At 34.3% G+C, this 25,782-nt stretch carries 31 protein-coding genes; 19 read left to right on the top strand and 12 right to left on the bottom strand.

The genetic code is table 11. From position 1 onward, the window contains the following. The first annotated feature begins 70 nt into the window (after window positions 1-70). From G7081_RS07185 to G7081_RS07170, 4 genes are all read left to right on the top strand, one after another. Entirely contained in the window at window positions 71-676 is a 606-nt protein-coding gene (locus G7081_RS07185; RefSeq protein ID WP_166008258.1) for a VanZ family protein, read from the top strand. A gap of 211 nt (window positions 677-887) precedes the next feature. Next, window positions 888-2,417 (top strand): LPXTG cell wall anchor domain-containing protein, encoded by a 1,530-nt coding sequence (locus G7081_RS07180; protein ID WP_166008257.1) that lies wholly within the window; start codon window positions 888-890, stop codon window positions 2,415-2,417. A 72-nt stretch (window positions 2,418-2,489) separates the two neighbouring features. Beyond that, a complete protein-coding gene (locus tag G7081_RS07175; protein ID WP_166008256.1) occupies window positions 2,490-3,023 on the top strand; it encodes a GNAT family N-acetyltransferase in 534 nt (177 codons plus the stop codon). 3 nt (window positions 3,024-3,026) lie between these two features. Next, a complete protein-coding gene (locus tag G7081_RS07170) occupies window positions 3,027-3,563 on the top strand; it encodes a GNAT family N-acetyltransferase (protein WP_166008255.1) in 537 nt (178 codons plus the stop codon). 13 nt (window positions 3,564-3,576) lie between these two features. Here G7081_RS07170 and G7081_RS07165 read toward each other — a convergent pair whose 3' ends face one another. Beyond that, window positions 3,577-4,884, bottom strand: coding sequence for a helix-turn-helix domain-containing protein (locus G7081_RS07165; protein WP_166008254.1), 1,308 nt, complete (start codon window positions 4,882-4,884; stop codon window positions 3,577-3,579). 201 nt (window positions 4,885-5,085) lie between these two features. Here G7081_RS07165 and G7081_RS07160 point away from each other — a divergent pair, with 201 nt between their 5' ends. From G7081_RS07160 to G7081_RS07145, 4 genes are all read left to right on the top strand, one after another. Next, entirely contained in the window at window positions 5,086-5,337 is a 252-nt protein-coding gene (locus tag G7081_RS07160) for a hypothetical protein (RefSeq protein WP_166008253.1), read from the top strand. A 1-nt stretch (window position 5,338) separates the two neighbouring features. After that, a complete protein-coding gene (locus G7081_RS07155) occupies window positions 5,339-6,262 on the top strand; it encodes a LacI family DNA-binding transcriptional regulator (protein WP_166008252.1) in 924 nt (307 codons plus the stop codon). Between the two features lie 95 nt (window positions 6,263-6,357). After that, on the top strand, window positions 6,358-7,083 hold the full coding sequence (locus G7081_RS07150; protein WP_166008251.1) for a MerR family transcriptional regulator: 726 nt from the start codon (window positions 6,358-6,360) through the stop codon (window positions 7,081-7,083). Beyond that, window positions 7,076-7,645 carry a GNAT family N-acetyltransferase gene (locus G7081_RS07145; protein WP_166008250.1) on the top strand — a complete coding sequence of 190 codons (570 nt, stop codon included), beginning with the start codon at window positions 7,076-7,078 and terminating at the stop codon, window positions 7,643-7,645. Before G7081_RS07150 ends, G7081_RS07145 begins: the two co-directional genes overlap by 8 nt. A gap of 29 nt (window positions 7,646-7,674) precedes the next feature. Here the strand turns inward: G7081_RS07145 and G7081_RS07140 are convergent, their stop codons facing one another. Then, window positions 7,675-8,445 (bottom strand): SDR family oxidoreductase, encoded by a 771-nt coding sequence (locus tag G7081_RS07140; protein ID WP_202982290.1) that lies wholly within the window; start codon window positions 8,443-8,445, stop codon window positions 7,675-7,677. Between the two features lie 35 nt (window positions 8,446-8,480). On the opposite strand from G7081_RS07140, the gene G7081_RS07135 reads away from it, so the two are divergent. After that, a complete protein-coding gene (locus G7081_RS07135) occupies window positions 8,481-8,945 on the top strand; it encodes a MerR family transcriptional regulator (RefSeq protein ID WP_166008248.1) in 465 nt (154 codons plus the stop codon). Window positions 8,946-8,953: 8 nt separating this feature from the next. Here G7081_RS07135 and G7081_RS07130 read toward each other — a convergent pair whose 3' ends face one another. Beyond that, window positions 8,954-9,577, bottom strand: a complete 624-nt coding sequence (locus tag G7081_RS07130; RefSeq protein WP_166008247.1) for a GNAT family N-acetyltransferase — start codon at window positions 9,575-9,577, stop codon at window positions 8,954-8,956. Window positions 9,578-9,766: 189 nt separating this feature from the next. Between G7081_RS07130 and G7081_RS07125 the strand changes: the two genes are divergently transcribed. Beyond that, the gene (locus G7081_RS07125; protein ID WP_166008246.1) at window positions 9,767-10,243 is read left to right on the top strand and encodes a helix-turn-helix transcriptional regulator; all 477 of its coding nucleotides are present in this window, start codon (window positions 9,767-9,769) and stop codon (window positions 10,241-10,243) included. A gap of 24 nt (window positions 10,244-10,267) precedes the next feature. Here G7081_RS07125 and G7081_RS07120 read toward each other — a convergent pair whose 3' ends face one another. Continuing rightward, window positions 10,268-10,630, bottom strand: coding sequence for a hypothetical protein (locus tag G7081_RS07120; RefSeq protein WP_166008245.1), 363 nt, complete (start codon window positions 10,628-10,630; stop codon window positions 10,268-10,270). A gap of 66 nt (window positions 10,631-10,696) precedes the next feature. Next, entirely contained in the window at window positions 10,697-11,227 is a 531-nt protein-coding gene (locus G7081_RS07115) for a dihydrofolate reductase family protein (RefSeq protein ID WP_166008244.1), read from the bottom strand. Between the two features lie 100 nt (window positions 11,228-11,327). Here G7081_RS07115 and G7081_RS07110 point away from each other — a divergent pair, with 100 nt between their 5' ends. From G7081_RS07110 to G7081_RS07095, 4 genes are all read left to right on the top strand, one after another. Next, window positions 11,328-11,837, top strand: coding sequence for a TetR/AcrR family transcriptional regulator (locus G7081_RS07110; RefSeq protein ID WP_166008243.1), 510 nt, complete (start codon window positions 11,328-11,330; stop codon window positions 11,835-11,837). 119 nt (window positions 11,838-11,956) lie between these two features. Continuing rightward, on the top strand, window positions 11,957-12,244 hold the full coding sequence (locus G7081_RS07105) for a DUF2178 domain-containing protein (protein ID WP_166008242.1): 288 nt from the start codon (window positions 11,957-11,959) through the stop codon (window positions 12,242-12,244). Beyond that, window positions 12,245-12,439, top strand: a complete 195-nt coding sequence (locus tag G7081_RS07100) for a helix-turn-helix transcriptional regulator (protein WP_166008241.1) — start codon at window positions 12,245-12,247, stop codon at window positions 12,437-12,439. Between the two features lie 22 nt (window positions 12,440-12,461). Next, complete coding sequence (locus G7081_RS07095; RefSeq protein ID WP_166008240.1) at window positions 12,462-12,899, top strand: hypothetical protein; 438 nt, start codon at window positions 12,462-12,464, stop codon at window positions 12,897-12,899. 25 nt (window positions 12,900-12,924) lie between these two features. Here G7081_RS07095 and G7081_RS07090 read toward each other — a convergent pair whose 3' ends face one another. Then, window positions 12,925-13,473: a ClbS/DfsB family four-helix bundle protein gene (locus G7081_RS07090; protein ID WP_166008239.1), complete on the bottom strand. Its 549-nt coding sequence runs from the start codon at window positions 13,471-13,473 to the stop codon at window positions 12,925-12,927. A 20-nt stretch (window positions 13,474-13,493) separates the two neighbouring features. After that, window positions 13,494-13,853, bottom strand: a complete 360-nt coding sequence (locus G7081_RS07085) for a DUF3784 domain-containing protein (protein WP_166008238.1) — start codon at window positions 13,851-13,853, stop codon at window positions 13,494-13,496. Between the two features lie 295 nt (window positions 13,854-14,148). Between G7081_RS07085 and G7081_RS07080 the strand changes: the two genes are divergently transcribed. Next, complete coding sequence (locus G7081_RS07080; RefSeq protein ID WP_166008237.1) at window positions 14,149-14,949, top strand: LPXTG cell wall anchor domain-containing protein; 801 nt, start codon at window positions 14,149-14,151, stop codon at window positions 14,947-14,949. A gap of 51 nt (window positions 14,950-15,000) precedes the next feature. Here G7081_RS07080 and G7081_RS07075 read toward each other — a convergent pair whose 3' ends face one another. Then, window positions 15,001-16,521 (bottom strand): helix-turn-helix domain-containing protein, encoded by a 1,521-nt coding sequence (locus tag G7081_RS07075; protein ID WP_166008236.1) that lies wholly within the window; start codon window positions 16,519-16,521, stop codon window positions 15,001-15,003. A gap of 100 nt (window positions 16,522-16,621) precedes the next feature. Beyond that, a complete protein-coding gene (locus tag G7081_RS07070) occupies window positions 16,622-18,088 on the bottom strand; it encodes a helix-turn-helix domain-containing protein (protein ID WP_166008235.1) in 1,467 nt (488 codons plus the stop codon). 169 nt (window positions 18,089-18,257) lie between these two features. Between G7081_RS07070 and G7081_RS07065 the strand changes: the two genes are divergently transcribed. After that, window positions 18,258-18,467: a hypothetical protein gene (locus G7081_RS07065; RefSeq protein WP_166008234.1), complete on the top strand. Its 210-nt coding sequence runs from the start codon at window positions 18,258-18,260 to the stop codon at window positions 18,465-18,467. A gap of 35 nt (window positions 18,468-18,502) precedes the next feature. Here the strand turns inward: G7081_RS07065 and G7081_RS07060 are convergent, their stop codons facing one another. After that, window positions 18,503-18,862, bottom strand: a complete 360-nt coding sequence (locus tag G7081_RS07060; protein ID WP_166008233.1) for a hypothetical protein — start codon at window positions 18,860-18,862, stop codon at window positions 18,503-18,505. A gap of 257 nt (window positions 18,863-19,119) precedes the next feature. Further along, entirely contained in the window at window positions 19,120-20,424 is a 1,305-nt protein-coding gene (locus G7081_RS07055; RefSeq protein ID WP_166008232.1) for a hypothetical protein, read from the bottom strand. A gap of 229 nt (window positions 20,425-20,653) precedes the next feature. Between G7081_RS07055 and G7081_RS07050 the strand changes: the two genes are divergently transcribed. Together G7081_RS07050 and G7081_RS07045 are read left to right on the top strand one after the other, a co-directional pair. Further along, a complete protein-coding gene (locus tag G7081_RS07050; RefSeq protein WP_166008231.1) occupies window positions 20,654-22,318 on the top strand; it encodes a collagen-binding domain-containing protein in 1,665 nt (554 codons plus the stop codon). A 110-nt stretch (window positions 22,319-22,428) separates the two neighbouring features. Next, on the top strand, window positions 22,429-23,412 hold the full coding sequence (locus G7081_RS07045; RefSeq protein WP_166008230.1) for an alpha/beta hydrolase family protein: 984 nt from the start codon (window positions 22,429-22,431) through the stop codon (window positions 23,410-23,412). A gap of 30 nt (window positions 23,413-23,442) precedes the next feature. Here G7081_RS07045 and G7081_RS07040 read toward each other — a convergent pair whose 3' ends face one another. Beyond that, window positions 23,443-24,315, bottom strand: coding sequence for a MurR/RpiR family transcriptional regulator (locus tag G7081_RS07040; RefSeq protein ID WP_166008229.1), 873 nt, complete (start codon window positions 24,313-24,315; stop codon window positions 23,443-23,445). A gap of 173 nt (window positions 24,316-24,488) precedes the next feature. On the opposite strand from G7081_RS07040, the gene G7081_RS07035 reads away from it, so the two are divergent. Then, window positions 24,489-25,781 carry a PTS sugar transporter subunit IIC gene (locus tag G7081_RS07035; protein WP_166008228.1) on the top strand — a complete coding sequence of 431 codons (1,293 nt, stop codon included), beginning with the start codon at window positions 24,489-24,491 and terminating at the stop codon, window positions 25,779-25,781. Window position 25,782 lies beyond the last annotated feature (1 nt).

Below are 25,782 nucleotides of genomic sequence, written 5' to 3'. Positions count from 1 at the left end.
TCAGCCCATAGAATGATTTTTACTTTGGCAGTCTTTGCTATACTGGTTAAAAGTGCTTGGGAGGTTTAGGATGGATAGTTTATTATTTTTAGGATATGAATTTCTGGCAGTGCTAGCACCATTGTGTCTCATTTATTTGATTCGTCATGGGCTTGATCGCTCATTTGGTTGGCTGTTAATCTTTGGTATTTACTTGATGATGATGTTTAAAGTGACAGGTGCAGGAACGCTATATGATATCTCAATGTATGGCTTTCAATGGCGTGGGGAGCAAGTCAATTTCATTCCTTTTGAGGGTGAAGCTTCGTTAATCAATAATCTTTTAAATGTGATTATGTTAATGCCTTTTGGATTTATGGCAGCCAGCTTCTTTCAAGGAAAAGCTAAAACTACCAAAGTAATAAGCAGTGGCTTTTCATTGATTCTCTTGATTGAATTAAGCCAACTATTAAATAATAGACGGACAGATATCGATGATGTCATCATGAATGGTGCAGGGTTGATAATTGGCTTAATCATCTGGAAAACTTGTTCCTTAATCAATAGTAGATTATCACTGTTTAATATCAAATCACCGATTAAGTTCCAAGTCATTACAGTCGTCTTGATAGTCTTTCTATCACGTTTCTTTCTATTAAATGACTATGGCTTAGCGAAAATAATCTATAACTTCTAAAAACACCTTTAACAAGGTGTTTTTTTAGTGTCTTGTTAATTAACGTTGTTGAATGGATCATTTTAAAACCATTATTCTTTTTTTTGAAAATTTCGAAAAACTAAATAGACAAGTTTGGGAATAATTCATATATAATAAAGCGCAAGTGTTAAGATAAGTTGTAAGTTATGTACATATATGTCAGTTATGATGAATGAAAAGGGGAATAATCATGAGAAAAAAAGTATTTAATGTAGTAATAACAACGTTACTTTTGTTTGGAACAGTTGTGGGGAGTATCACAGCTTTTGCAGTAACGAATCACCCAGATTTTGGAGGGAAGACGGAGTTATTACACCAAGATGAAAACGGGAATTGGGTGCCGGTGAAATCAGGTGAAACCATAGGTATTAATGAAACAACTAAAGTTCATTATGATTGGTCAATTCCTGATAATGTGGTTATCGAAGAAGGTGATACGATGACGTTCCCATTTCCAAAAGAATTAATATCAACAGCCTCTGCTGAATTTGATATTACGAACGAAAATGGTGAGGTTTTAGGTCATGCAGTGGTTGATCCAGAAAATGGACAAGTTATTGTAACGTTTACTGATTATTATCAAAACAATCCTGAAATTAACCGTGGGGGAACAATTGAGTTTACAACAACGTGGAATAACGTTGAAGAAGGTGAAGAAATCACTATCAACATCAGTGATGAAGGGGAAATCACGATAAATGTTGGCGGGGCAGGAGGAATTGAAGAAAACTCTGAATTAACTAAATTTGGAGATTATGTTCCAGGTGAACAAGGTGTCGAAAATGGCAAAGATTATGCTGATTGGGTTGTTCAAATCAATGCTAAAGCACTTCAAATCAAGGAAGCCGTTTATAAAGATGAGCTAGGACCAAACCAAAAAATAATCCCAGATTCAATTTTTGGTTATTATGGTCATGTTGAAAATGGACAATTTGTTAAAGCAGAGCCTGAGAGAATGATTGATGCAAGTAAAATAACATTAACGGAGAATGGTTTTGAAGTTTCCTTGGGTGACTTAACAGATCCAGATCCAGTTGTTGAAATTTATTACCACGCAGAAATCACAGATGGTGGTGCAGCAGGAACGTATTCTAATAAAGGTGAGTTAACAGGAAAAGACTATAATGGTAGCAATGTTGAAAGCCAAACGCCAGAAGTCAGTGGTGGTGGTCAAGGTCAGGGAGAAGAAGTTGGTAAAATTGAAGTAATTAAATTTGATTCAACGAATAAAGAAAAATTACTTTCAGGTGCAGAGTTTGATGTTTATAACCATGCAGGAATGGTAGTAGATCATATTATCATTGCTGAAAATGGACATGGTACCACAACGAAATCACATCCATTTGGTGAATATAAATTAATTGAAACAAAAGCACCAGATGGATATGAGCTTGATAAGAAAGAAATTCCTGTCACAATCAAAGCAGGGATAAATCAGAATGTAGCAATAGTTGAAGTTGGAAACAAGCCAATTATTCCAACCAAACCGGAAGACCCAAAAGATCCAAAAGAACCGAATGATCCAAAAGATCCAAAAGATCCAAAAGATCCAAAAGATCCAAAAGATCCAAAAGATCCGGAAGAACCAAAAGAACCGACAAAATTTCCAAAGCAGCAATTACCACAAACAGGCGAATCACGTAATATGATTTTGTCAGTGGTTGGTGTGCTTGTTATTGCTTTAGTTGGATTGTTAGGATATAAAAAAATTAAAAAATAATCACTTAAAGTCTTCGCAATTGCGAAGGCTTTTTATGTTAAACTAGTTTTAATAAATTGAGAGAGGGTGTTGATGATGAGATTAGAAACTGAACGATTAGTATTGAGGCCTTTTGAATCATCCGATGCACCTTCATTATATCGTTATGCAAGTAACCCTAAGATTGGCCCTAGTGCTGGTTGGCCAGCACATACTAGTGAAGAGGAAAGTGCTGAAATTATTCAAACTGTTTTGACTGGTGAATTAATTTTTGCGATTACACTTAAAGAGAACCAATCTGAAGTCATTGGTTGTATTGACCTCAACATCGGTAAGCGTGCTTTTATGTCCGACGCTGAAGGTGAGATTGGTTATTGGGTAGCGGAAGAGCATTGGGGTAAAGGATTAATACCGGAAGCAACTAAAGCAGTATTAAAGCAAGGCTTCAACGTCATTGGCTTAGATGCTATCTGGTGTGCCGCTTCAACAGTTAATGAGAAGTCATTACGTGTCCAAGAGAAAGTTGGCTTCAAGTATGTTAAGACATTAAAAAACGTGGAGATGCCTTTGTTGAATAGAGTAGAAGACCAACATCTCAGTCGCATCTTAAGAGAGGAATGGGTGTAAATCATGACAGAGAAAATGATTGAAACAGAACGCTTGATTATTCGTGTAATGGTAGAGAGTGATCTAGAGAATATTGTTAAACTAAATGCTGATGAACAGGTGATGACCTATTTCCCATCAGTCATGTCAAAAGAAGAATCGGTTGAATTTTTGACTAAAGTTTTAGCCCATCAAGGAGAACATGGTTATTCATTTTATGCCGTTGAATTGAAAGGTACGAATCAGTTTATCGGGATTGTCAGCCTAGTGACCGTCGGCTTTGAATCAGATATTCAAGGTCAAGTGGAAATCGGTTGGCGTTTCTTACCAGAGTATTGGGGCAAAGGCTATGCCCAAGAAGCAGCCCAAGCCACACTGAATTACGGTCATGAACATTTCGGAATCGAAATAATCTATGCCTTTACTGCAACAATTAATCAACCATCAGAAAACTTGATGAAACGTCTTGGTATGAAAAAAGTTGGAGAGTTTGCTCACCCTAAAATGAATGACGACTCGCCATTAAAACAACATGTCTTATACTGTAATCAAAAAAGATAATCCCATGTTGGGATTATCTTTTTACTTTTGTCATAATAAAGTTTAAATGTTTTTTTGAAGCTAATTCTTGAAAGAAGTTTTGGAAATAATAAATATTTTGAATCGGATAGTCATAAGAAAAGACCGTAAAGTCATTACACAAAATAATATCGGACTCTTGAGGCGTATCAACGAATTGAACTAAGCCTTCTTTAAAATAGGCAAGGATAGATCGTTTTAATAAATCGTAAGAAAAATCTGTTTCAAGTAATACCAAATGAATATGTAGCGTTTCAGGTATTAAGGTAGAGTTTAACAATGAAATGAAATAGTCAAAAAATTGCATTGCTTGCTCAGTATGTTCCTCTAAAAATAAGGGTTGTAATTGTGAGCTAATATGTGAATAAGATGCTAACTCGTATGGAGTGAGGGCTTTTTTTGTTGGGGTATCAGAGTAAAAATATTCTTGTGGCGGGTAATACTTGATACTTTCAGTTTGAAAAACAAAAAAATTATAAAGCATGTATAGTTCATAAATATATAAGGGATAACGCTCACTTGTAAGTTGAGGATAATATTCTTCAAAAATTTTTAAAACTTTTAAAGCTGTTTCAGTGAAATGGTTCGATTGATTGGCTAGTAAGAGTTCGCCAACATATTCTCTTTGAGAAGTTGGTAAACACGGATTGTAGTGGCTAGTAAAAATTTCGATGAGTTTTTCTTTTTCAGTCAGTTCTGGATAAAGTAAGGCTGTTAACTCATGGTATAGCTCACTGCCACTAAAGATAAGATCTGTAGGGATATTAATATCAAGTAAAGATTTAAAATCATCAGCGGGATTTGATAATACATATTTACTGAAGTACAGAATGAAAAATGCAATTGCCAGATGAGTACCTGAAATATGAATTTTTCCATCAGTCAAATCAAGAGTCAGATTGTTATCCTTAAAAAAAGAAGTATCATTAATCTTATTCTTTAAATTGTAGATGTAAGGAATCGAAATGAAAGTTTCCTCTGAAACCTCTTGAATGGTTGAATTCGGATGCGTAATGATATAACTAAGGAGTCGGATAGGAGTGGACTCTTGTCGGTATTTCTTTTCTAGTTCAAGAATAGACTTATTTTTAATTTGTGCCACATTTTCAACGGTATTTTCAAAACTAATATAGGTGTTGAAGCAGCGAATAGGTGAATTTATAGATTGTAAGTCTTGGTTTAGAGAAGAAATATCACTAGTAGTGTACGAAATATTACTTTCGTGGAGATTTTCAGTTAATAAGATATCTTTAGCTAGTTTAATAAGGCGTTGCTTTTTGGGTTGTAATAATTCTGAAAACATTTTATTCACTCCTATATTGAACGTGTCTATAAGTAAATCTTATCATAGGTAATCCTATAACAAAATGTCTAAATTAAGTTATTTAGGGTAATTTAATGTACTTTTTTAGAAATATACAACTAATAACTGGAATAAAGCTTGCTATGAAACTCGTTTCATAAATTATACTCAACTTATTAAACGATGAGAGGGGTAATAGTAATGGAAACTTACATTAAAATGGCTGGTTGTTATCTGAGTGCGCGCCTATATTTTGATAAAGAAGGATTAACCATTTATCCTTATGGCCACAAGAAACAACGAATTGATTTAGACAGTATTTTTTATTTAGCATCACATTCAGTTTTAGGCGGACAACAAATCAGATTTGTCGCTAGCAATCAGGAATATATCTTGTATACTCAAGGTGAGGGAATGAAAGACTATTTTGAAAAAGGGTTAGGAGTGTGTTAGTTTGGCAACGATTCGTGATATCGCAAAAATAACAGGATATTCGGTGACCACCGTGTCGCGCGTGATTAACAATCATCCTTATGTAACCAAAGAGAAGAAAGACCATATTAATCAGGTCATTAAGGAAATGAATTATGTGCCCAATCAAACGGCCCGTAATTTAAGTAGTGGAAAATCACAAAATATCGGTGTCTTAGTCCCGTTTATTAACCAACCCTACTATGATCAAATGTTAAAAGGGATTAACAAAGCAGCTTTTGAAAATGATTATCGAGTGACCTTGTTACCCACAGATTTTGATCCGGAAATTGAAATGGGGTATTTAGAAGAGTTTTCGGCGAAAGGCTTTGATGGTTTAATCGTGGTAACACGTGCCAATCATCTTGAAGTCTTTGATGACTATCGTCAATATGGCCCAATTGTCTTTTGTGAAGAAGCCGATGGTAGTCATTGTGGCGCAGCTTATCCAGATATTACAGGATCAATGATGAAAGTCTTATCATACTTTAAAGATAAAGGGATTAAACGAGTAGGATTAACACTAGGTCGGGATAATCGTTTAAGCTGCAACTCAAAAACGGCAATCGCTCTCTGCCAAGAGTACTTTCCGGAGTTTACCACAGATGATATAATGTGGAATTGTCATGACTTAACCAAAGGTAAAGCTGCGGCAGCTTTCTTTAAAGAACGTGGTGTTGATGCGATATTAGCAAATGGGGATGAGATTGCTGCGATTATTTTAAAAGAGTATGAAGGTGGAAAAGCGCCGCTGATTGTGGGTCGTGATAATTTATTAGTCGGCGAGATGTTAGGCTTACCAACGGTAGACCACCAATTGATTCAATGTGGAGAAACAGCTTTTAACTTATTTTATGAGGAAAGCAGTGAAAAAATAAAACAACCCTTTGAATTTATTAAGAGATAACAAAAAAGCCTCCGCGTTTGCGGGGCTTTTTATTTTAAGTAAAATGATTGACCTTAGACTAACCCAAAGGTTTATAATGTAAGTGAGGTGAGAAGATGACAGAAAAATTAATCACAATTTCCCAATTAGCTAATTTATTTAACGTGAGCCACCATACGCTGAGACACTATGAGGACAAGGGATTATTAGAACCTAAAGAAATAAGTAGTAATGGCTACCGTAAGTACGGTATGTCGGAAGCTTACCAGTTATCATTTATTTTATTTTTAAAAGAGTTAGGCTTAAACTTAGCTGAAATAAAAGAGATGCTACATGATGACACTAAAAGTGATTACACCGATGTGCTGCTTCAAAAAAAGTCTGCGGTTACAGAGGAAATCACGCGTTTAGAACAGTTATCGAAATTAATTGATGAACAAATTGTCGTCAATCAAAAAGCCAAAGAAGTTGTCTATCGAATTGAACAACCCATTTATCTTAAAGTTCTAAAGGAACTCCCAACTGAACAAGCCTTTGATTTATCAATTGTGGAAGAAATAGATTGGGATCCGGATTTTCTAATGCGGAAACTCTATTACATCATCGATGACCTGACTTATCTAATTTGTATTGAATCAGACGAACCGACAGCTATTTTGGTGGATTCAGGAAATTATCAAGTTACTACTATTGAATCTGGCAGTGAAGAAGAATTTGATCAACATCTTGAATACTTAATGATGAACCAAGAATTACCATTGACTGTCATTGAAGATGGGGGACGTTTCTTATCATCGGGTAAACGGATTGCTGTGAAAGTGTTAGGTGAGAAGATTGATTAAAATCGAAGAGATTATAAGCTTAAAAGAAGCAGAGTTGTTATTACTATTTGAAGCCTTCCAAGCAAAATGGCAACGTCTGATTAAGCCATTGGACTTTTCAAGGTTTTGTCAGTTATATGGAACGTTAGATTCAAAAGAGCAGTTGTATCGTGTTACTGACGAAGGAAAGTTAGCGGGTATTTTTGGTTTGTCGGGAAAATTTTCTGATCGAAAAGTAACGTATACAGGTAAGAAACAGTTGAAAAATTGGCGATGGTATCTAGGGGCTAGATTGCTAGATGATCAAATAAAACCCAATGAGTGTTATTTATCATTCATTACAGTGGCAAAAGATTATCGTGGAAAAGGTGTAGGGACAATGTGTTTAAATTACATTGAGACGTATGCCAAGTCGATTGTAGATGTGGACTGTGTCACATTGTTTGTGGCAACAAGCAATGAACAAGCCACTAAACTTTATCAATCAAAAGGGTATCAAATTATAAATGAAGTATCATCTTTATTAACAGGCCATTTTGTGGGTGAAAGATGTTGGAAGAAAATGAAAAAGAAGATAAAATAAAAAGCCTCGCAAATGCGGAGGCTTTTTTGTTAACCGTCTTGTTGGGTTGCGGCAATATCAATTTCTCTAATGTTGACTGCTTGTGGCATATCATAAATAAATTTAACCGCTTGCGCTACATGTACAGGGTCAAGTGTGATACCGCCCATTGTGTCTTTCCAAGCATTGTAGTTCGTGACAGCTTCTTGATCTGTTGTATGTGATAGTAACTCGGTTTCAGCAGCACCAGGTGCGACTAATGAGATACGGACATTATGTGCTGCCACTTCTTGGCGAATTGTTTCCGTGGCACCGTGAACACCAAACTTAGAAGCAACATAGGCAGCATGATTAGTAAAGGCTTTGAAACCAGCGATGGAAGACATGTTGATAATGGTTCCACGGTGGGCTTGTTTCATATTTTCTAGAACAATGCTCATCCCGTTAAGAACACCTAAGACATTTGTATTTAACATCGTTTCCCATTCTTTAGGTGATTGCTTTTCAATATTACCTAAAAGCATAACACCCGCATTATTAACGAGTAAATCTGTTTGCCCATAAATAGCTTCAGCTTCTGTGATTGCCATAGAGAAGCTAGCTAGATCTGTTACATCAACTTGTTTAATCATAACGTTATCAAAATTTAGCGGTAATTCTTTTATCTTGTCGATACGGCGGCCCAGTAAAAGTAGTGGGAAACCTTCCGCATTAAATAGTTTTGCCATTTCAGCTCCAAATCCTGAGCTTGCTCCAGTGATAACGATTAGTGGTTGTTTAGTCATTATGATTCCTCTTTTCTTTATGATAGAATAAAGCATATCACTTGGAGTTAACTCCAAGTCAAGGAGGAACTATGAAAAAATATACCATTGGTGAAATTGCCGAAAAGTATCAGATTTCAACGGATACATTGCGGTATTATGATAAAGAAAATGTGATACCATTTGTTAAAAAAGATGAAGCAAATCGACGTTATTTTGTGGAAACTGATTTTCAATACTTAGATACTATTGTATGTTTAAAACGTGTTGGGATTGAAGTGAAAGAAATTGCTCGCTTTATGGCAATGTGTTTGGCAGGAGACCGAACGCTAGAATCTCGTTACGAATTTATTCAAGAACAAGAAAGCCTCTTAGTAGAAAAGATGGCTCTTTTATCGGAAAGTTTGGATTATTTACGATGGAAGAAATGGTATTATTCAGAAGCCACACAGGCTAAAACAGAAACCATCTTCTTTAAAGAGGGGACGACACAAGTAGATCCAAAACATTATGAAGACTATCTGTTAAAACAGGAAAATAAAAAGCTCACGCAATAGCGTGGGCTTTAGTTGATTATTGCTTCATACATATAAAAAATAGTATCGCTTTGTTTTTTACCAGCAGTTGGCAGATGTTGGATTTCTTCGATTCGATTCATGCCAATGTGGTCATAGAAACCGAAGTTACATTGCGTATCTGTGAAGAGATAGAAGGACTCAACACCTTGTGCCTTGAAATAGGCTAGAGCATCTAAATATAGTTTTTTACCAATACCAAGCCCTTGATGTTTATCGTTCATTAAGAAGAATGCTAGTTCACCATCATAGGCTTTATTTGTTTTGATATACATCTCATGATAAAGACCTTCGACTTTGTCAAAAGAGTTAAAGGCAGTCCGACCAGCTTCTGTCTGATCAAGGCGCTCGAGAACGGCTTCCCATTTTTTCTGATAAGTTGGGTTGGGATGATGGTTCTTTTTATCATTGACTAAAATAACGCCAACAGTTTCACCTTCTAGCACAGCTACTTCTGAAAAAGTGAAGTTATTAAGACAACCAGCTAAATACATTTCAGCACAATCTTTGGCAAGCTGTTCGTCATAGTAGGTATCATAATTCCACGTATCGCGGATAATTTGTTCAAGTGGGGCGAAGTCTTTTTCTTCAATCGGTCTATAAATTATATTCATGGAAACTCCTTTAACTAATTGTTTGATTTTATTATAACAAACAGTTCTTTAAAGTAGGTAGTGATATCAAGTAAGACAATCAGTTATAATAGGAAAATAAGTTTAATCCAGGTCATAGTTGCGCAATTAGCATGTTAATTGCTAGAAATAAGTTGTTTGATTTTGGATAATAGTTTCAGGAGGTAAGGAATGGAACACAATGTTGGCAAGATAATTTCAGATAAACGTAAAGAAAAAGGATTCACCCAAGAACAATTAGCAGAAGAATTACACGTGACACGTCAAGCTGTTTCTAATTGGGAACGGAATGTCACAGTACCCGATCGACCGATGGTAGAACAGTTGGCAAATATAATTGGAGCCAATATCGATGGCTACATCAGGGTAAATAAAAAAGTAAAAGGTAGTGAAGAAAAATTGAATGAGAAAAAAGAGAAAGAACAATTAGACTATAACGACATGATGCCGAATAAATACGATACAGCTATCGGCTTATTTTATGGCGTCTCATTATTTATTGGCTTGGCTAGTTCAGGTTTAATGATTTATTTTGGAAACTTTAGTACCGTATCAATCCTGCTTTCAATTGGCACAGGCTTAGTGGTGTTTTTAATTTTAGGATTATTAATTCATGGGATTATTACGTTGGTAAGAAAAGATCAATAAAAAGCCTCCGCGTTTGCGAGGCTTTTATTTTTTTGTCATAAAGTGAATGAATAGAAAGTAAATTAGAACGGCCAATAGGATACTAAAGGCGTACATAGTATAGGTTGAAATATCAAAGCTGGTCATTATCACGACTAAAGCCATGAAAGCGGAAATGATTGCTAATACTTTCAAGTGGTTATAGGTATAACTGATAGGCATCATCACGAGTGCCAGTAACCAGAGCATTGAAACAATGCTAGCAACAGCCCAGATTTGAGTCGTAAGTGAATGATCGAAAAAGCCAGTATCCAGTCCCATCACAACATTTAGAAAGATCATAAATGAGATAAAGACAAAGAATAGTTTGAATAACGACGTGATACTAAGCGTTAGGATTTTTTTCATAATAAAACCTCCCTATAATTTTAGTATAGAGAGGTTAAGAGGATTGTACAATCAATTTAAGAAAACTTATTTAACCGTATAGTGGGTGTGAATCATTCCGTTAATAGCAGTTTGTGATTGTAAATTAAGTTGTAATTCTTTGGTTTTAGGTGAGAAGAGTGGAATCCCTTCGCCTAAAAGATAGGGAGCTAAACTAATGTGATAATCATCAATTAAGTTTGCTTCAATTAGTGGATTAATAATTGAGGCACCGCCAACTAACCAGATATCACCACCAGGTTGTTCTTTTAATTCAGTGATTAAGTCAGTGACAGGTTTATTTAAGACCGTGACATTCTCTTTTAAAGGTATGTCTGTTTGATGACTTAAGATGTAACTTGTCATATCAGCATAAGGGTAAACATCAGGTGATAAGTCATTGATGACTTGTAAGTAGGTAGTGCTACCTAAAATCACGGTATCAATGGATTCGATAAAGGTTTCATAAGTGGTATCCAGCTCATCTTGGGAAATCGTATTTAGAAAGTCGATTTGACCTTCAGGGTTGGCAATGTAGCCATCTAAACTTGTGGCAATAAATAACTTGATTCTACGCATAAGGGTTCCGCCTTTCTATCTGTTGCTACTATTAGTATAATAGGTTTATCAAAAAGATTCATCCGACAAGTTCGGGTGACTGTCGGGAAGGTTTCGTACGATGAAAGAAAAGCAATGGCAAGAGTTGTTTAAGATGCTGACAGAAGATAAAGTCAAGTATTCAGATGTTAGCATTAGACAACTCTGCGAGCGACTAGGTATCCACCACACAACTTTTTATTATCACTTTGAGGATAAAGAGATGTTATTAAAAAATGGCGTTGAGCTGTTATTAAAGGATTATTTTAAAATTGATCGAGATGAGCGCTTTACTAAGCCGTTTAGCTCGTCAGATATATTTTATCAAGGATCAGATTTATTAACATTAATTGAAGGCCAACGCTATGATGATGCCTGTTCAAATCTTATTAGCAAATGGTCAAAAGATTTGATGACGAGAGATGCAGAAGTATTTATCAAGGAAAATGATTTTGAAAGTCGAGAAGGTCTTACTGCTAGACAACTAGTTGAAACTATCTTCACTATTAGTGACTGGAATGAGACCGCTAATAAGACAGTGGAAGAGTTAGATACTATTTATTCAGACTATACGAAAATGATTATAAAATAAAAAGCCTCCGCGCAAGCGGGGCTTTTATTTTTTATTATAATGTCAAAAGTATTTGACATTACTTTGATGTTAAATTAAACTGTAGATGTAAAAAGAATTTGACATTTTGGAGGGTATATATGGATATGATGTTTTATGGATGGGTGTTAGTATTATTTGTTTTACCCTTAATATTTTTAATTTATACGTTGTTTTCGTTATCAAGTCTCGGAGATGAGATGGCAGAATATATAAAAAATAAAGCAGCAAAGTGGACGCTGTTAGTTGCGGTTATTCAATTAAGTATGGAAGTTGTGAGGATGTTTGTTAAGGGTGAAAATAATGCCAACCCGTTTACTATGTTAGTTGTGATTGTCATCATGTATTGTGGCTCATTAGTTTATTACAAGAGAAAGATGTTGAAATAAATGAAGAACATAATAAAGGAACGACGCAAACCACTTAACATTTCCCAAGATGATTTGGCCAAGAAATGTCAGGTAAGTCGTCAAACGATTAATGCCATTGAAAATGATAAGTACGATCCAACCTTGTCATTAGCATTTAAGTTAGCCGAAGTTTTAGAAACGACAGTAGATGATTTATTTGATTTTAAAAATTAAAAGCGAATAGTGAGGGACTGGAATGGAAGAGATGCGTGCAGACAAGTTTATGTTACTCGTGATGGTTAGTAATTGTGTGGATATTTTATTCATTGGAACGACGGCAATAACGGCAATAGGATTTAACGATAATAAAGCAGAAGCTATTTATTGGGTATTCAATATCATCACTGTAATTGCGATGATTAAATTACATAAAAAAACTGGTGGTAGACGTTGGAATGAATTTCAAAGCAAAGATGAATTAGAGCGCTCAATCACATTAGCGGCAGCTAAACGAACATTGATAGCTTTTCAAATGACACTAGTGATGTTATTAATTGGACTAATCATGTTATTGGAATTAGGCCAACATGATAAGTTTCCCATGGTGACATTACTTGCCATCCCTGGTGTTTTGATAGCGATGCAGATTTATTATAGTCTCACTTGGGTGAAAGAATATAAAGAAGTATTATAAAAAGCCTCCGCGCAAGCGGGGCTTTTTATTTATTATTTTGTGGTTTAATAGATTGTTTAATTTTTTTAATGGCCCACTCATAATGACTAGATGTGGCAGAGACACAATAACTTCCAAAAGTAGTTGTATTGGTCCAGGGGAAGATATTTTTTTCAAACAATTCCTCATTAGAGTGTGCTTCAATTAATTCCATAACTGACTCATGACTTGATTTCAAAAGGCGTAGTGCTTCATCATAACTAGTATTTTGATGTTTTTCAAAGAACATCTGATTCATTTCACCATAGTTTTTCCAGTTATAAGGACTAGGTAGAAAGGGGACAACAGTATTTGAGCTATTATTTTTAACACAAGTCAATAATAACTGATGCCACTCGTAAAGATGAATCAACATATCGCGTTTGTTTTGATCACGCAACCAATGCTCGCCTTTTTGTTTTTCTAAAAATTCATCTGAAAAAGTAAAAGGAGCAATTAATTCTTCATTTGTAAAAGAGCTGAGTAAGAGTAATAGTTTATCAAACGTATCTTGACTAGTTAGTAATAATTCAGTTTTTGTTTTAGGTCTTGCCATAGTAACACCTCGTCCTGAATTTATATGTTTTTGTAGTATTTATTGTTATCGATCGCTGCATAAATGATGTAAGCACCGTAAACAATTGTCGGGATAATAATGCCTAAGATTCTGGCTACTGGAAATTCTGGAAAGTAATCATTTAACAAGATTTGTAAGGCAACAATCAAAACGATAATGTAAATACCAGACCAAAAAGCAGCGTGACTAGCTGACTTACAGATGGCATTAATATCAACTTTTTCTTTTTGATGCGGTCTTAAATCATTATAACCGGCTATCAGATAAGTCCATTCACCACGTTTAAATTGATAGGTTAAGACAAAACAAAAAATAGCTATAATGCCTAAAATAATAGTAATAATTGCTGTGTAAATCATGATAATTCTCCGTTCGTAAGACAAAAGCTGTCTGAAATTCTGTACCTTTTATTATATAGGCAAAGGGGAACAAAAGAAAGGGTAGAAAGAGATATGTGTAAATTTTCATGTGTAAAATTAATTTAACACCATGTATATTAAATGTGATTTTGGATGAAACATGTCATAAAGATTAATATTTACGATTTAAAAAATAATCAAAAAAAATCTTTTCAGTACAAAAAATGAAGCGAACTAATTTCATGATATTGTTAAAATTAAGTTGTAAATAAGAAAAGTAAAGGGGAAATGAAAGATGAAAAAATTATTGTTTATCACAGGGGTTGCATGCTCTTTAGGGTTACCTATAGTAAGTGATGCGCAAGAGGAATTATCAAATGAGGTTCAAGGAGATAATCCGCAAATTAGTATCGTAGAAGTTCAAAAAGATATTGGTACGGATGAGACATTTATCATGTCAACACCGAATGTATGGCCGGGAGTCGGAGCAAATCCAGAGAAACCAGATGTATGGCCGAGTGTCGATGGTGAGGTATGGCCAGTGAAACCAGAAGTATGGCCAGGAGCCGAAGCGAAACCAGAGAAGCCGGAAGTGTGGCCAGGAGTTGAAGGTGAAGAAACACCGGAACGACCAGAAGTGTGGCCGGGAGTTGAAGCAAAACCCGAGCAGCCAGAAGTATGGCCAGGAGTTGAAGGTGAAGAAGCACCGGAACGACCAGAAGTGTGGCCGGGAGTTGAAGCGAAACCCGAGCAGCCAGAAGTGTGGCCAGGAGTTGAAGTAAACCCAATAGAAAAACCATCTAATCCTGATAATCCGGTGGAAAAACCCGAGGTATTTGAAGCTAAACAAAACAAAAAAATTGCCACTTCAGAAACTGAAAATATTAAACTAGTTAAAGATAAAAAACAAGCGTTTAATATTTCAAAAGAAACTGAAAAGATTGATTCCAAAATTGAAAATGAAAGTAAACAAAATATGCAACAAAATAAATTACCTCAAACAGGTCAAGAAAACAACCTAGTTTTCACTATAATTGGTTTTACTGCTATTGCACTAGCGATGGTTAGAGGCGTATTAAATAGAAAAGTTTACTAGTGTAGTTTAAGTGTATGAGTAATTGAATAATATTTGTTATTAAAAAAGGTCTCACATTTGTGAGGCCTTTTCTTTATTAGATTCAACTGTCATAATTTTTGTTGTGTAGGTCCTTGTGATTAGGTTTAGTAATTTATTTAATGTTTCAGACGAGTTAGTATCAATAAAAGTAAATAAAGTTGTTTCTTTTGAGACACTAATAAAATGATCACTAATCATAATGTCAGCTTCATTTGAGTCAGCAACATACTCCAGCATGCTATCACCAAATATTTGACGCAACCTGTTTTGTAGAAAGAACTCAAATGATAGTCGGTAGATAAAATCAAAACTTACTTTAACAGTAGTTTTTCGGTAACTTCGGACAGCGGTATAACAAGAATCAATAAAGAGTGAGTTGTGATTTAAGATAACATCGCTTATCTCTTTATCTAAGTATAGAAAATTATCAGGTGTGTGGAAGTAATCAAGAATTTCAGCATAGATAGGTTGGTCTTCGTGACTAGCTTCTAAACGACTTAGTAAGTTCAGTTGGAACATGCCTTTATAGTTACATCCGAATAAACGAATATATGCGATGTGTAGTATCACCATATAGAAAAACTCTGCATACTCACGAGAGTTTTTTGTCATGTTTGGAATAAATTTTTCACAGATGGTATCAATGAACAAGACAATATTTTTAACAATAGGAGTATCTAATTCAATTAAGCGTCGCCCAATCTCTCTTTTTGTTTCAAGATCCTCTAGTTGTGAGGATGAAATGCGAGCCAATAGGTTAGTATATAGTCTCATATCACAATTGAAATCATCGATTGGAACGGTATCATCTAGTAAATCATAGTCACACATAGCTGCTTTCAAGACTTCTTTTAATTCAGAATCAGGAATTTTTATTAAATGAAGTTGTTTATAACGTTTTTTGAAGGTGTGGTGTAGTGTTTCCATTCTTTGTTTTTGGACATCATTTAAATCCGCAATCGTGTGATCTCGCACAACTTCCTCAATAGTTGGGAAACTATGAGTACAAATACAAGGAAGAGGTTCAATGGTTTCAAAATAGTGGCGCATTAAATATTCAAGGTAAATAATTTTGGCTTCGTCACCATCAAAAAAAATTTCTTTATTTCGTTGGGCGATGATGACACCAGTTGGTTCAATAAAAGTGTTCAACTGTTTAATCAACTTGTTAAAGTAACTTTGAGAAATATTTAGCTCTTCAATGAGTAGGGATGTTTGATGAGAATTTCTTAGAAGTAAAGACTTCAACATCCGGTACATATTAGACTCCATTAAATAATGATGAACTAACTTATTAAACAAATGATCAGGGGAATAATCGTGAGTATTTAATAGTGACAATTGGTCAGAATTGTTAATGATTTTAACGTCATAATTCGGAAATATCTCTTCTAAATCAAGATTTATATTCCGTAAATAACGAGAAAAAGTGGCTGGAGTGATGGCAAGATCAGCTTGAATAGCCTCTTTAGAGGCTTGCTCTTTATGATTGACTAGTCCTAAAATTAAAACTTGCTTATATTCATTTTTTTTAAGTAGTTGTTCAAGCATAGGAACCTCCATTTTCTTTGTATTAATAGTATAAAGAAAATGGAGTCTAACATCTGTCACTAAAATGAGTTGTCTATACCAAAAAAGGATAAAGTGTTCTTTATCCTTTTAGACGATCTGTATAAAGCTGAAGTAAAAGTTTTAATAATTCAGACATAGCGAAAGTTGAGTTAGTATCAACAAAGACAAAAGATGCCTGGTTCTCTGGGACTTCAATAAAAGAATCTGAAATAATAATATCTGCCTCAGAACTGTCTTTAACGAAGTGAATCATTTTATCGGAAAAGGTATCTCTTAGTCGTTTTTTTAAATAGCGATCAAAGGTTAAGCGGTATTTAAAATCAAGGATGACTTTAATTGAAGCTTCTTTGTATTCGCGGAAGGCAGTGTAGGTACCACTAATAAAATATTCTCTATTTTGATCGAAGACAGCATTATTTTCTGATTGTTTAAATGGAATCGTTTGATTAAACAACTCTCTTATTTTAAGAAATTCAGGTTGATTGTAGATATAAAAGTTATGAACGGCTGCGGTTCTTAAGGTTAAGATGTCTAAAAAATTGTGTTGTAAAAGATGAACAGACATAAAGGAAATCATGCCTTGGTAAATATGTTGATAATATTTTTCTGAGTCGTGTTCTTCGTAAGGCAAAATATGCTTTTCAATATAGGTAGAAAGCATTAAACCATCTAAGGACAGTTCCGTTGGATTTTGTAAGAATGATTTTGCTAAGGCAACACGGTCATCTGGGGAATCGAGTTGTGGGCATAGCATTCGACAGATATAGTTGATGAAAAGAATAGCATTCTCCGTCAATAATTCATTCGGTTGAGTTAAGTCACGGTATTGTGTCAATAACTGTAGGGATAGTCGCACGTCTTCATTTTTAAAACGAATGAAATCAAGGTTCTCTTGACGTTGGAAAATGACTTGTTCAATATGACCCAGACGCATCCGTTCTAAGTTGTTGAGCGGGGTAATTAAGTCAGCATCGATTATCCTAAAATTCGTATAGTCAGAGTTTATATAGTTATGATCGGCTGAATAATGCCATAACGAAATACGTAAAGAAATCAGGAGCGTGATAATATTTAACTCTGGTCCTTCAAAACGGATCATTTTATTTCGTTGGACAATCTTAATTGAGAGTTCTTCAAAGAAGTCATTTAATTCGCGGATGACCTTGTTTAAATAACTGTGAGAAACATTTAAATCTTCTAGTATGTGTTCGGATGACACTTCGTTTATTTGAGATAAAACCATCAGAAGTTTATAGCCTGTTGACTGGTTAATATAATGTTTTAGCAACTTGATAAAGATGTTTGGGGGTTGAATTTTATTGGGGTTTTCTAAAATTAAATGTTGTCCATCAGAAATGATTTTTAAAGTGGGAGAATAGAGCAGTGCCAACTCCTCATTGATATTAGCAACATAGCGGTTAAAGGTACTTTTAGTTATGTCTAATTGCTCTTGAAGTTCAGTAATTGATACTTTAGCTTTTGATAAGGGTGTCCCAGCAATGACTATTTGTTTGTACTCATTTTTCTTAACTAAGATATTCAACATCAGCTTAATTCCCCCTCTTTACATTACTAAGAAGTATACCAAAAATAACAAGTTTGATAAAAGAATAAGCTATTACCCTAATCTGATTATCATAGAGCATTTTTGTGTCAAACATCGCATGAATTATTCGATACAATAAATTAAAAGTTAAATGAAAAGAGGAAACCGTATGAACGTTTCAAAATACTGTGATGATTACTTATTATTCGATGTCCACTGTGAAATTAATCAGTTTCCTAATAATGTGGTGAGACAATATTTATTTCCAATTGGCTATACAGAAAAAGATGTTCAAAAAGCATTGTCTGATGAGAAATTCAATTTGAAAATTACTCATATTGAAGAGAGTGGTTACGCCTTAAAATTAAAAGACTTATAAAACAAAAAGCCTTCACATTAGTGAGGGCTTTTTGTTTAAATTAATTGGTAGACCGTATACAAGTAAACGGCCATGATGATCATAATAGACGTATATAAGAGAATGTAGATAATCTTAATAAAGAGTCTGGTACCTGAATCATTTGGATAAAAAGCATGAAGAATACTTTCTTTTGTAGAGATAATTAAGAAAACAAGAATTAGGGGAATCAATAATAAAATAAAATGGCTCCCAATCCCATCGACTTGACCTAAGACAGTCATGTGAGTTGGGATTATTTTTGGTCCGAAAATAAATAAAGCGATGGATGCGATACTGTATAAAATGCTTAGTCCAGCAAAGACTTTTGTAAAGATAGGATAAACCCGGTTGATAATAGCACTAAAATGAATCATATAAACCTCCTTGATGACAGGGACGGACAGTGTTTCACTATTGTCATAATACTCCTGGTTAAATGAAAAGACAAGAAGGTAGAATATAGGAGTAGATATATTTGATAGAAACAAAGTGAGTTATTGAAATTATTTGAAAGGCTGGCTGGCAAAGAAAAAATAATTTAAACACATCAATAGTCGTCATGTGAGTGAGGTTATTTTAGATTTGAAGTTGTAGTAGCAGTAATTAGCTATAAAGTAAGTATTTCATATTGCTAATTTGTTGTTTTAATCATTGTAGCAATAAATATTAAATAATCTCTATTTACAACTTCGTTAAAAAAATCTTTAGAAAAATAAATGCGATTATCGGACAGTGAATTATCAAAAACATCAGTACTACTACTTATTATTGCATCTGCTTCTATTATCGAATCAACAAAATGAACGGATTCGTTTCCAAATGTTTTCCTGATTGTTTTTTTGACAAAGAGTTCTAAGTAAGGCGGTTCAATGAGGTTGATGAAAAGATTAATTGACTCATGATCGGAACCAAACTCTAATAATCCACTGATATGATTGAAAAATAACAAACAGGTTAATCTTTGATCGGTAGGTATTATTGGTAATAAGTCATTTTTAAAAGTCGTGATTAAATTTCTATTATGAATCATTTCTTTGTCGCTATTGCCAATTGAGGATAGTAAAAATGAAGGATAATATTTGTGACTAAGTGAAAATAATAAATATGACAGAGTTAAGTTCCTAAAATATATTTGATGCGACTGATTGTTAAGGGTTGTGTAGTTATCTTTTAATAGATTAAAAGAGTTTTCGAAAAAAATAACATAAGGATTATGTTTATATTTAGTTAAATCTATTTCTCTTGAAATAGCATTCTGAGGTTGGTTGTAATACGTTTTTAAAAGTGAAATAAACATACTTTTATCTGTGGTTATCTCCTGTTTTTTAAAGAGAAGGGGGCCAACGCTATAAATGTCTCTTGGTATAGGAACCTGGTAGTTACTATGAATGTTTTGTTCTAATGCAACTTCATAAAGATCAGTATTAGTGGAATAAATTGATTTAAAAAAATCTAAAATAAAAAATCCTATAGTGGTAGGGTTCCCTTTTAAAAAAAGTTCATTATTGATAATGACTACTACTAGATTATTATTTTTTAAAACAGCCATATCATTAACTTTATTTTTTAGAAAATAAATATAAGGAAGCGACACAAAAATATATTCGGTCATTGCCTCAATGCTGCAACCTGGATGCAATAAAAGTTGTTTAATGAAATTTAGAGAAGTGGTGTTTTGATAATACTGTTCGCACAAGTTATAGTAAATTTTTTGTTTAGTTTGTTGCGTATTTGCAATCGACTCTGTAAACGTAAGCTCTCCGTTAATAACTTTAAAAGGGGATTGTAAGCTTGATAATTGATTGTTTATACACAAAATATCTTTTTTTGTAATGTGTTTATTTTTATCACTAGTATTAATTTTTTCATCAAATAATAATGAATACGTAAGTTTGATTCGTCTACTATCTGCTTTTGAAAGAAACTCATTCCACATGAAACAATACCTCCGTAAATAATATGAATATTATAACGTAAGAAAAGGTCTCTGTTTCGATTATTAAAACAGATATTGTTTAAAAGCTACATAAACCAAGTATTTTTAAGGATAATGAGCATTATTATCATTAGCGTATTAAGATAAAAATATTATAAAAAAGCCTACCTTTTTTAAGCTATTCTTGTAAAGAAGTTTTAATTAAAGCTTCAGAAAAAGGAGGGATTAAATGGGGAAAAAATTAAATAAAATAATAGTTTCATTATTATCGGCATTTTTCATAATACCTATGTCAGCGTTGGTAAGTGCAGAGGAACTACGCGTTAATGAGATACCATCTGGTGGAAATGCGTATGACGACATGCCTGATGCTAATAATAGTATCTTAGGAATAGCCCCCAAGTTTCATATTTTTGCACGTGATGTAACATTGAGAAATCATACATCAGGAAATGTAGCTACACAGAATTTAAATGGGTCACAGGCAGTGATGGGGACAGTTGGATATTTAGAAAAAGAATATTATTATTTTGAAAATATCACATCATTAAATGGTTCATCAGGTATTCCTGGAGAAGGTCATAATAAGGTTGTAGTAGGTAAAGATGTTGTTGTTGATACAACTAATCCAGATAGACCGTCATTTAATGGCATTTCATTAGATAAGTGGAAAGCACAAGATATTTTTCAAGATCAAAATGATGAAAAATATATTGATTTTGATAATGAGTTTAATAATTTATTTGCTCAAAGTCAGCGTATCTCAAATTTACTACCAGACATGAATTTTAAAGCAAGTGACTTTGAAGATGTGAACACGAGAGTGATTGATGTTAGTAAAATTGATAAAAAAACAGTTGTTGTTAATTTAGCAAGTGATGTACTGCAATCGGGCACGCCTCTTACAATTAGTGGCTTAGAGAAGGGTGAAGATTGCGGAGTGACAAAGACTGTCTTTATAAATGTCGATGTAGAAGGTCAAAATCCATACCAAGTTACAAGTCAAATAAAATTAAAATACACAGACGGCACAGACCGTGGAAACCATGAAACAGGTGATTTTTCTGATAGTACATTATTGTGGAATTTTACAAATAATAAAGAAGTTTTTAAAGGTGATATTAACATCGGATTCCCTTGGCAAGGTAGTATTTTAGCCCCAGGAGTGACTTTAGATGGAGGGGGATCAAATATAGATGGTTCCATTATGGTTGATACATTTAAAGGTGCAGGTGAAACTCATAGATGGGACTGGCACGGTTGCATTATTGATGAAACAGAGTACGGAACAATTGAAGTCATTAAGCACGATGCTAAGGATAAAACTAAATTATTAGCAGGTGCAGAATTCGATGTCTTGGATCAATCTGGAAAACTGATTGATCATATTGTAGTAGGTGAAAATGGTCATGGGAAAACAACTATACCTTTGGAGTTTGGAGACTATACATTAGTTGAAACAAAAGCGCCAGACGGGTATGATTTAGATCCTACACCAATACCTGTTAAGGTTAATAAAAATGACAACAATAACGTTGTGATAATCGATGTTGATAATGAACCAACGAAACCAACAGAACCAACAGAACCAACAGAACCGACAGAACCAACAGAACCAACAGAACCAACAGAACCAACAGAACCAACAGAACCAACGGAACCAACAGAACCAACAGATCCAACAGATCCAACAGAGCCGACGGAGCCAACGGAGCCAATGGAACCAACAGATCCAACGAAGCCAACGGAGCCAACGGAACCAACAGATCCAACGAAACCAACGAAACCAACTTTGCCTCAAACAGGTGAGAAAAGTAGTATTATTTTAAGTGCTTTAGGATTAATAGTTATTTATTTTTCAGGATTAATGGGTTATAAGAAAATTAAAAATTAATAAAAAGCCTCCACAATAGTGGTGGCTTTTATTTTATTATCATAACTCTTTACCTTAGTGTAACCCTATGGTTTAAACTAGTGTTAGTTAATTAGAAAGAGGTTGTTTGCATGAAGAAATTTATCGTAATACTAGTATTAGTGCTACTAACTTTAGGTGGCATCATTTTATATAATAACCAGTTTGATATGAAAATTGAAACGGAACAAGTGAAAACAAGAACAGGGAGTTTAGCGGTTGAATATGCGATGCCAAAGAAGCAATCCGATAAACCTGGATTGGTGCTCTTTGTTCATGGAGATGGTCCGGCTAATAAAAATAGTGATACGGGGTATTATCCCGCCTGGGAAACTTTAGCTCAAGAGAACTATATTAGTATCAGTTGGGATAAAGCGGGTGTTGGTGAGTCAACGGGAAACTGGCTAAAACAAGATATGACCGATCGTGCTAAAGAGGTTGACGAGGTCTTAGAGTGGGCGTTAGCAAACCTTGATATTGATCCAGAAAAAGTCGGTGTGTGGGGAGCTAGTCAAGGCGGTTGGGTGATCAGTAAAGTCCTTAATCAAAATGAAGATGTTAAATTTGCCATTGGTGTGGCACCTGCTGTTAACTGGATGAGACAAGGTCGCTACAATGCCATAGCAGACATGACAGACCAAGGAGTGTCACAAGAAGACATTGATAAGGAACTGAATAGACAAGATAAGGTCAATGCTTTCCTAGAAACTAATGGCTACGATAGTTATCTAGCAAGTCACTTAGATGAAGATCCGCTTGCTAAAGATCGCTGGGATTTCATTTATAAAAACATGTCATTAGATAACAGTGATGAGTTAAAAGAAATCAGAAAGCCTTATTACTTAATTATCGGGGATCATGATATTAATGTGGATACAGAAGAAACTGAAAGAATCTATCAAGACTTGATTCCAGAGCAATACCTAACAGTCTTTAACATCAAGAACGCCACACACCGAATGGTTAAGCCAAGACATCAAAGAGATAACTTACTGACAGTTGTAGAGTCAATCTTCAACCCAAGAGAGATATTCGCACCTGAGTACTTTAAAGCACTGAAAGAGTGCGTTAGGTAAATAAGAAAACCTCCACAATAGTGGGGGCTTTTATTCTTTTAATATTTTACTCTTAGAAGATCGTGGATCATTCATTTTTGAAAGGTAGATAAGGTTATCTAAGTTATCCTTATAGTCTATTGAAAAGATACAACTATAAATAATATCTAGTAAGAAACAAATAGAAGTGTGACTCGAAAAGCTACCAATTTTTGAATATAACTTTTCTCTAGTCGAAATATACAGCACGTTATCTGTTTCTTTTACTAAAGAGTTATCACCGATACTAGTCAGCGCCAAAATAGGGACACCGGAGTGTTTTAAAAAGGGAACTAATTCTAAAATACGCTTTGTTTCTCCGCTATAAGAAATAATGATTGCGAGAGTCTTATTATCTAAATTTGCGGCTTCAAATAGTTGTTCACCATCAAGTTCTGAGACAGACACACGTCTTTTTATCCGCTTCATTTTATGGACAAAGTCTTGAACCAGCTGAATATTAATATTATTAGAAAAAATCACTATATCATCAGCATTATTAATTAAATTAATCACTGATTGAATTTGTTGAGCTTTTAATAAGGAAAGAGTATCCATTATTGTTTCTTGATGTAAAATTCCTAATTTGTTTGCAATTTCTAAGTGGGAATCATGTTGTTTAAAAGGGAAGTTGGCATCAACGTTGATAAAATTTTTTTCTAAATAATTAACTTCCTCAATGTAGTCTTTTTTTAAATCATTCCAACCAGCAAAACCGAGCTTTTTTGCAATTCGTATCATAATAGAAGGACTTGTGTAGGTTATGTCAGCAATCTCTTTGATAGTTTTGTGCTCAATAAGCTGTTTTTCAGTTAAAAGATAATTGACAACAATCCGTTCTGTTTCAGAAAAGGGGTAGGTGTCTAATTTTTCGGTCAACAACAATGTAAGCGCCTCCTTTTTCTAAAAGTATATCATAAATTATTGTAAATGAAATTCACAATATTTAGCGATTTAATGAGTATTTCTTTGGAACTCATTTTTTAAATCAAACGACATATTGACAGCGCTTACAACTAAAGTCAGAATAAGCTTGTCAAATAAAAAGGGGGAGACTTATGACAAAATTTATTGAAGGTTTTTTAAATGGGTTGGCTAAATTAGCAAACACCAAAGCATTACTAGCGTTGAAAGATGGTTTTGTGTTGACCATGCCGATTACATTAATTGGCTCGATCTTTATGTTAGTAGCTAATTTACCAATCACTGGCTACGGTGATTTCATGGCAAGTCAATTTGGGGTTGATTGGGCAGTAGGTTTAAATCAAGTTTCGGGAGCAACGTTTGATATTTTAGCAATCGTTTCAGTTTTAGGGATAGCCTACTTCTATGCCAAAAATGAAAAAGTCGATGGCATTTCTTGTGCCTTAATCGCCTTAGTGTCATTTACTATCTTAACTGCATCTACGGTGAGTAGTGAAAGTGGCGAGGTTGTTTCAGGTGTTATTCCAAAAGTTTGGACAGGTGGACAAGGAGTTATTACCGCAATTATTGTGGGGTTAGTTTCTTCTTATATATTCTGTTACTTTGTTAAGAAAAAAATTACGATTAAAATGCCTGAAGGGGTGCCTCAAGGTGTAAGTAATGCATTTGTGGCAGTTATTCCAGGTTTCGCTATTATTTTAGGAACAGCAATCATTTTCTATATTTTCAATCACTTTGGGACAACGTTAACAGAGTTTATCTTTACGTCTATGCAAAAACCAATGCAAAGTTTAACTGATACTTATGTTGGTGGCGTAATCATGGTTGTTCTGTGTGCGTTACTTTTTTGGATGGGCTTGCATGGACCGAATATTGTAATGGGGCCAATCTTACCGATTATAACAGCCAATTCAATTGCCAACTCTGAATTGTTGAAAGAGGGAGCATTATCGGTCAAAGAAGGTGCTTATATTATGACACCTCAAGTACTTGATTATTTTGTGAAAATTGGTGGAACTGGCGTTACGCTAGGTTTAATCATTGCCGTATTATTACGTGCGAAATCTAAACAATTTAAAGAAGTTTCAAAACTATCTTTATTACCAGGGATTTTCAATATTAATGAACCAATGATTTTTGGTTTACCAATTGTTTATAATCCAATTTTATTAATACCGTTTATCCTAGTACCAATCATTACTTTTACAATTATTTACTTATCAATTTTTATAGGGTTCTTAGATCCCTTTACTGCGGTTCAAGTGCCTTGGACAATGCCGCCAATTCTTTCAGGCTTCATTTTACAAGGGTTTAAAGGTGTCTTAGTTCAAGTAGTTATTATTGTAATGTCAACATTGGTTTACTATCCATTTATGGTAAAACAAGATAAATTATTTTTAAAAAATGAATTGAAAGGGAGCGAATAGT

The organism is Vagococcus coleopterorum (assembly GCF_011303955.1).
In the GTDB taxonomy this organism is placed as follows: domain Bacteria; phylum Bacillota; class Bacilli; order Lactobacillales; family Vagococcaceae; genus Vagococcus_D; species Vagococcus_D coleopterorum.
Note: the sequence above shows the minus strand (reverse complement) of the source record. Positions and strands in the feature narration are given on the sequence as shown.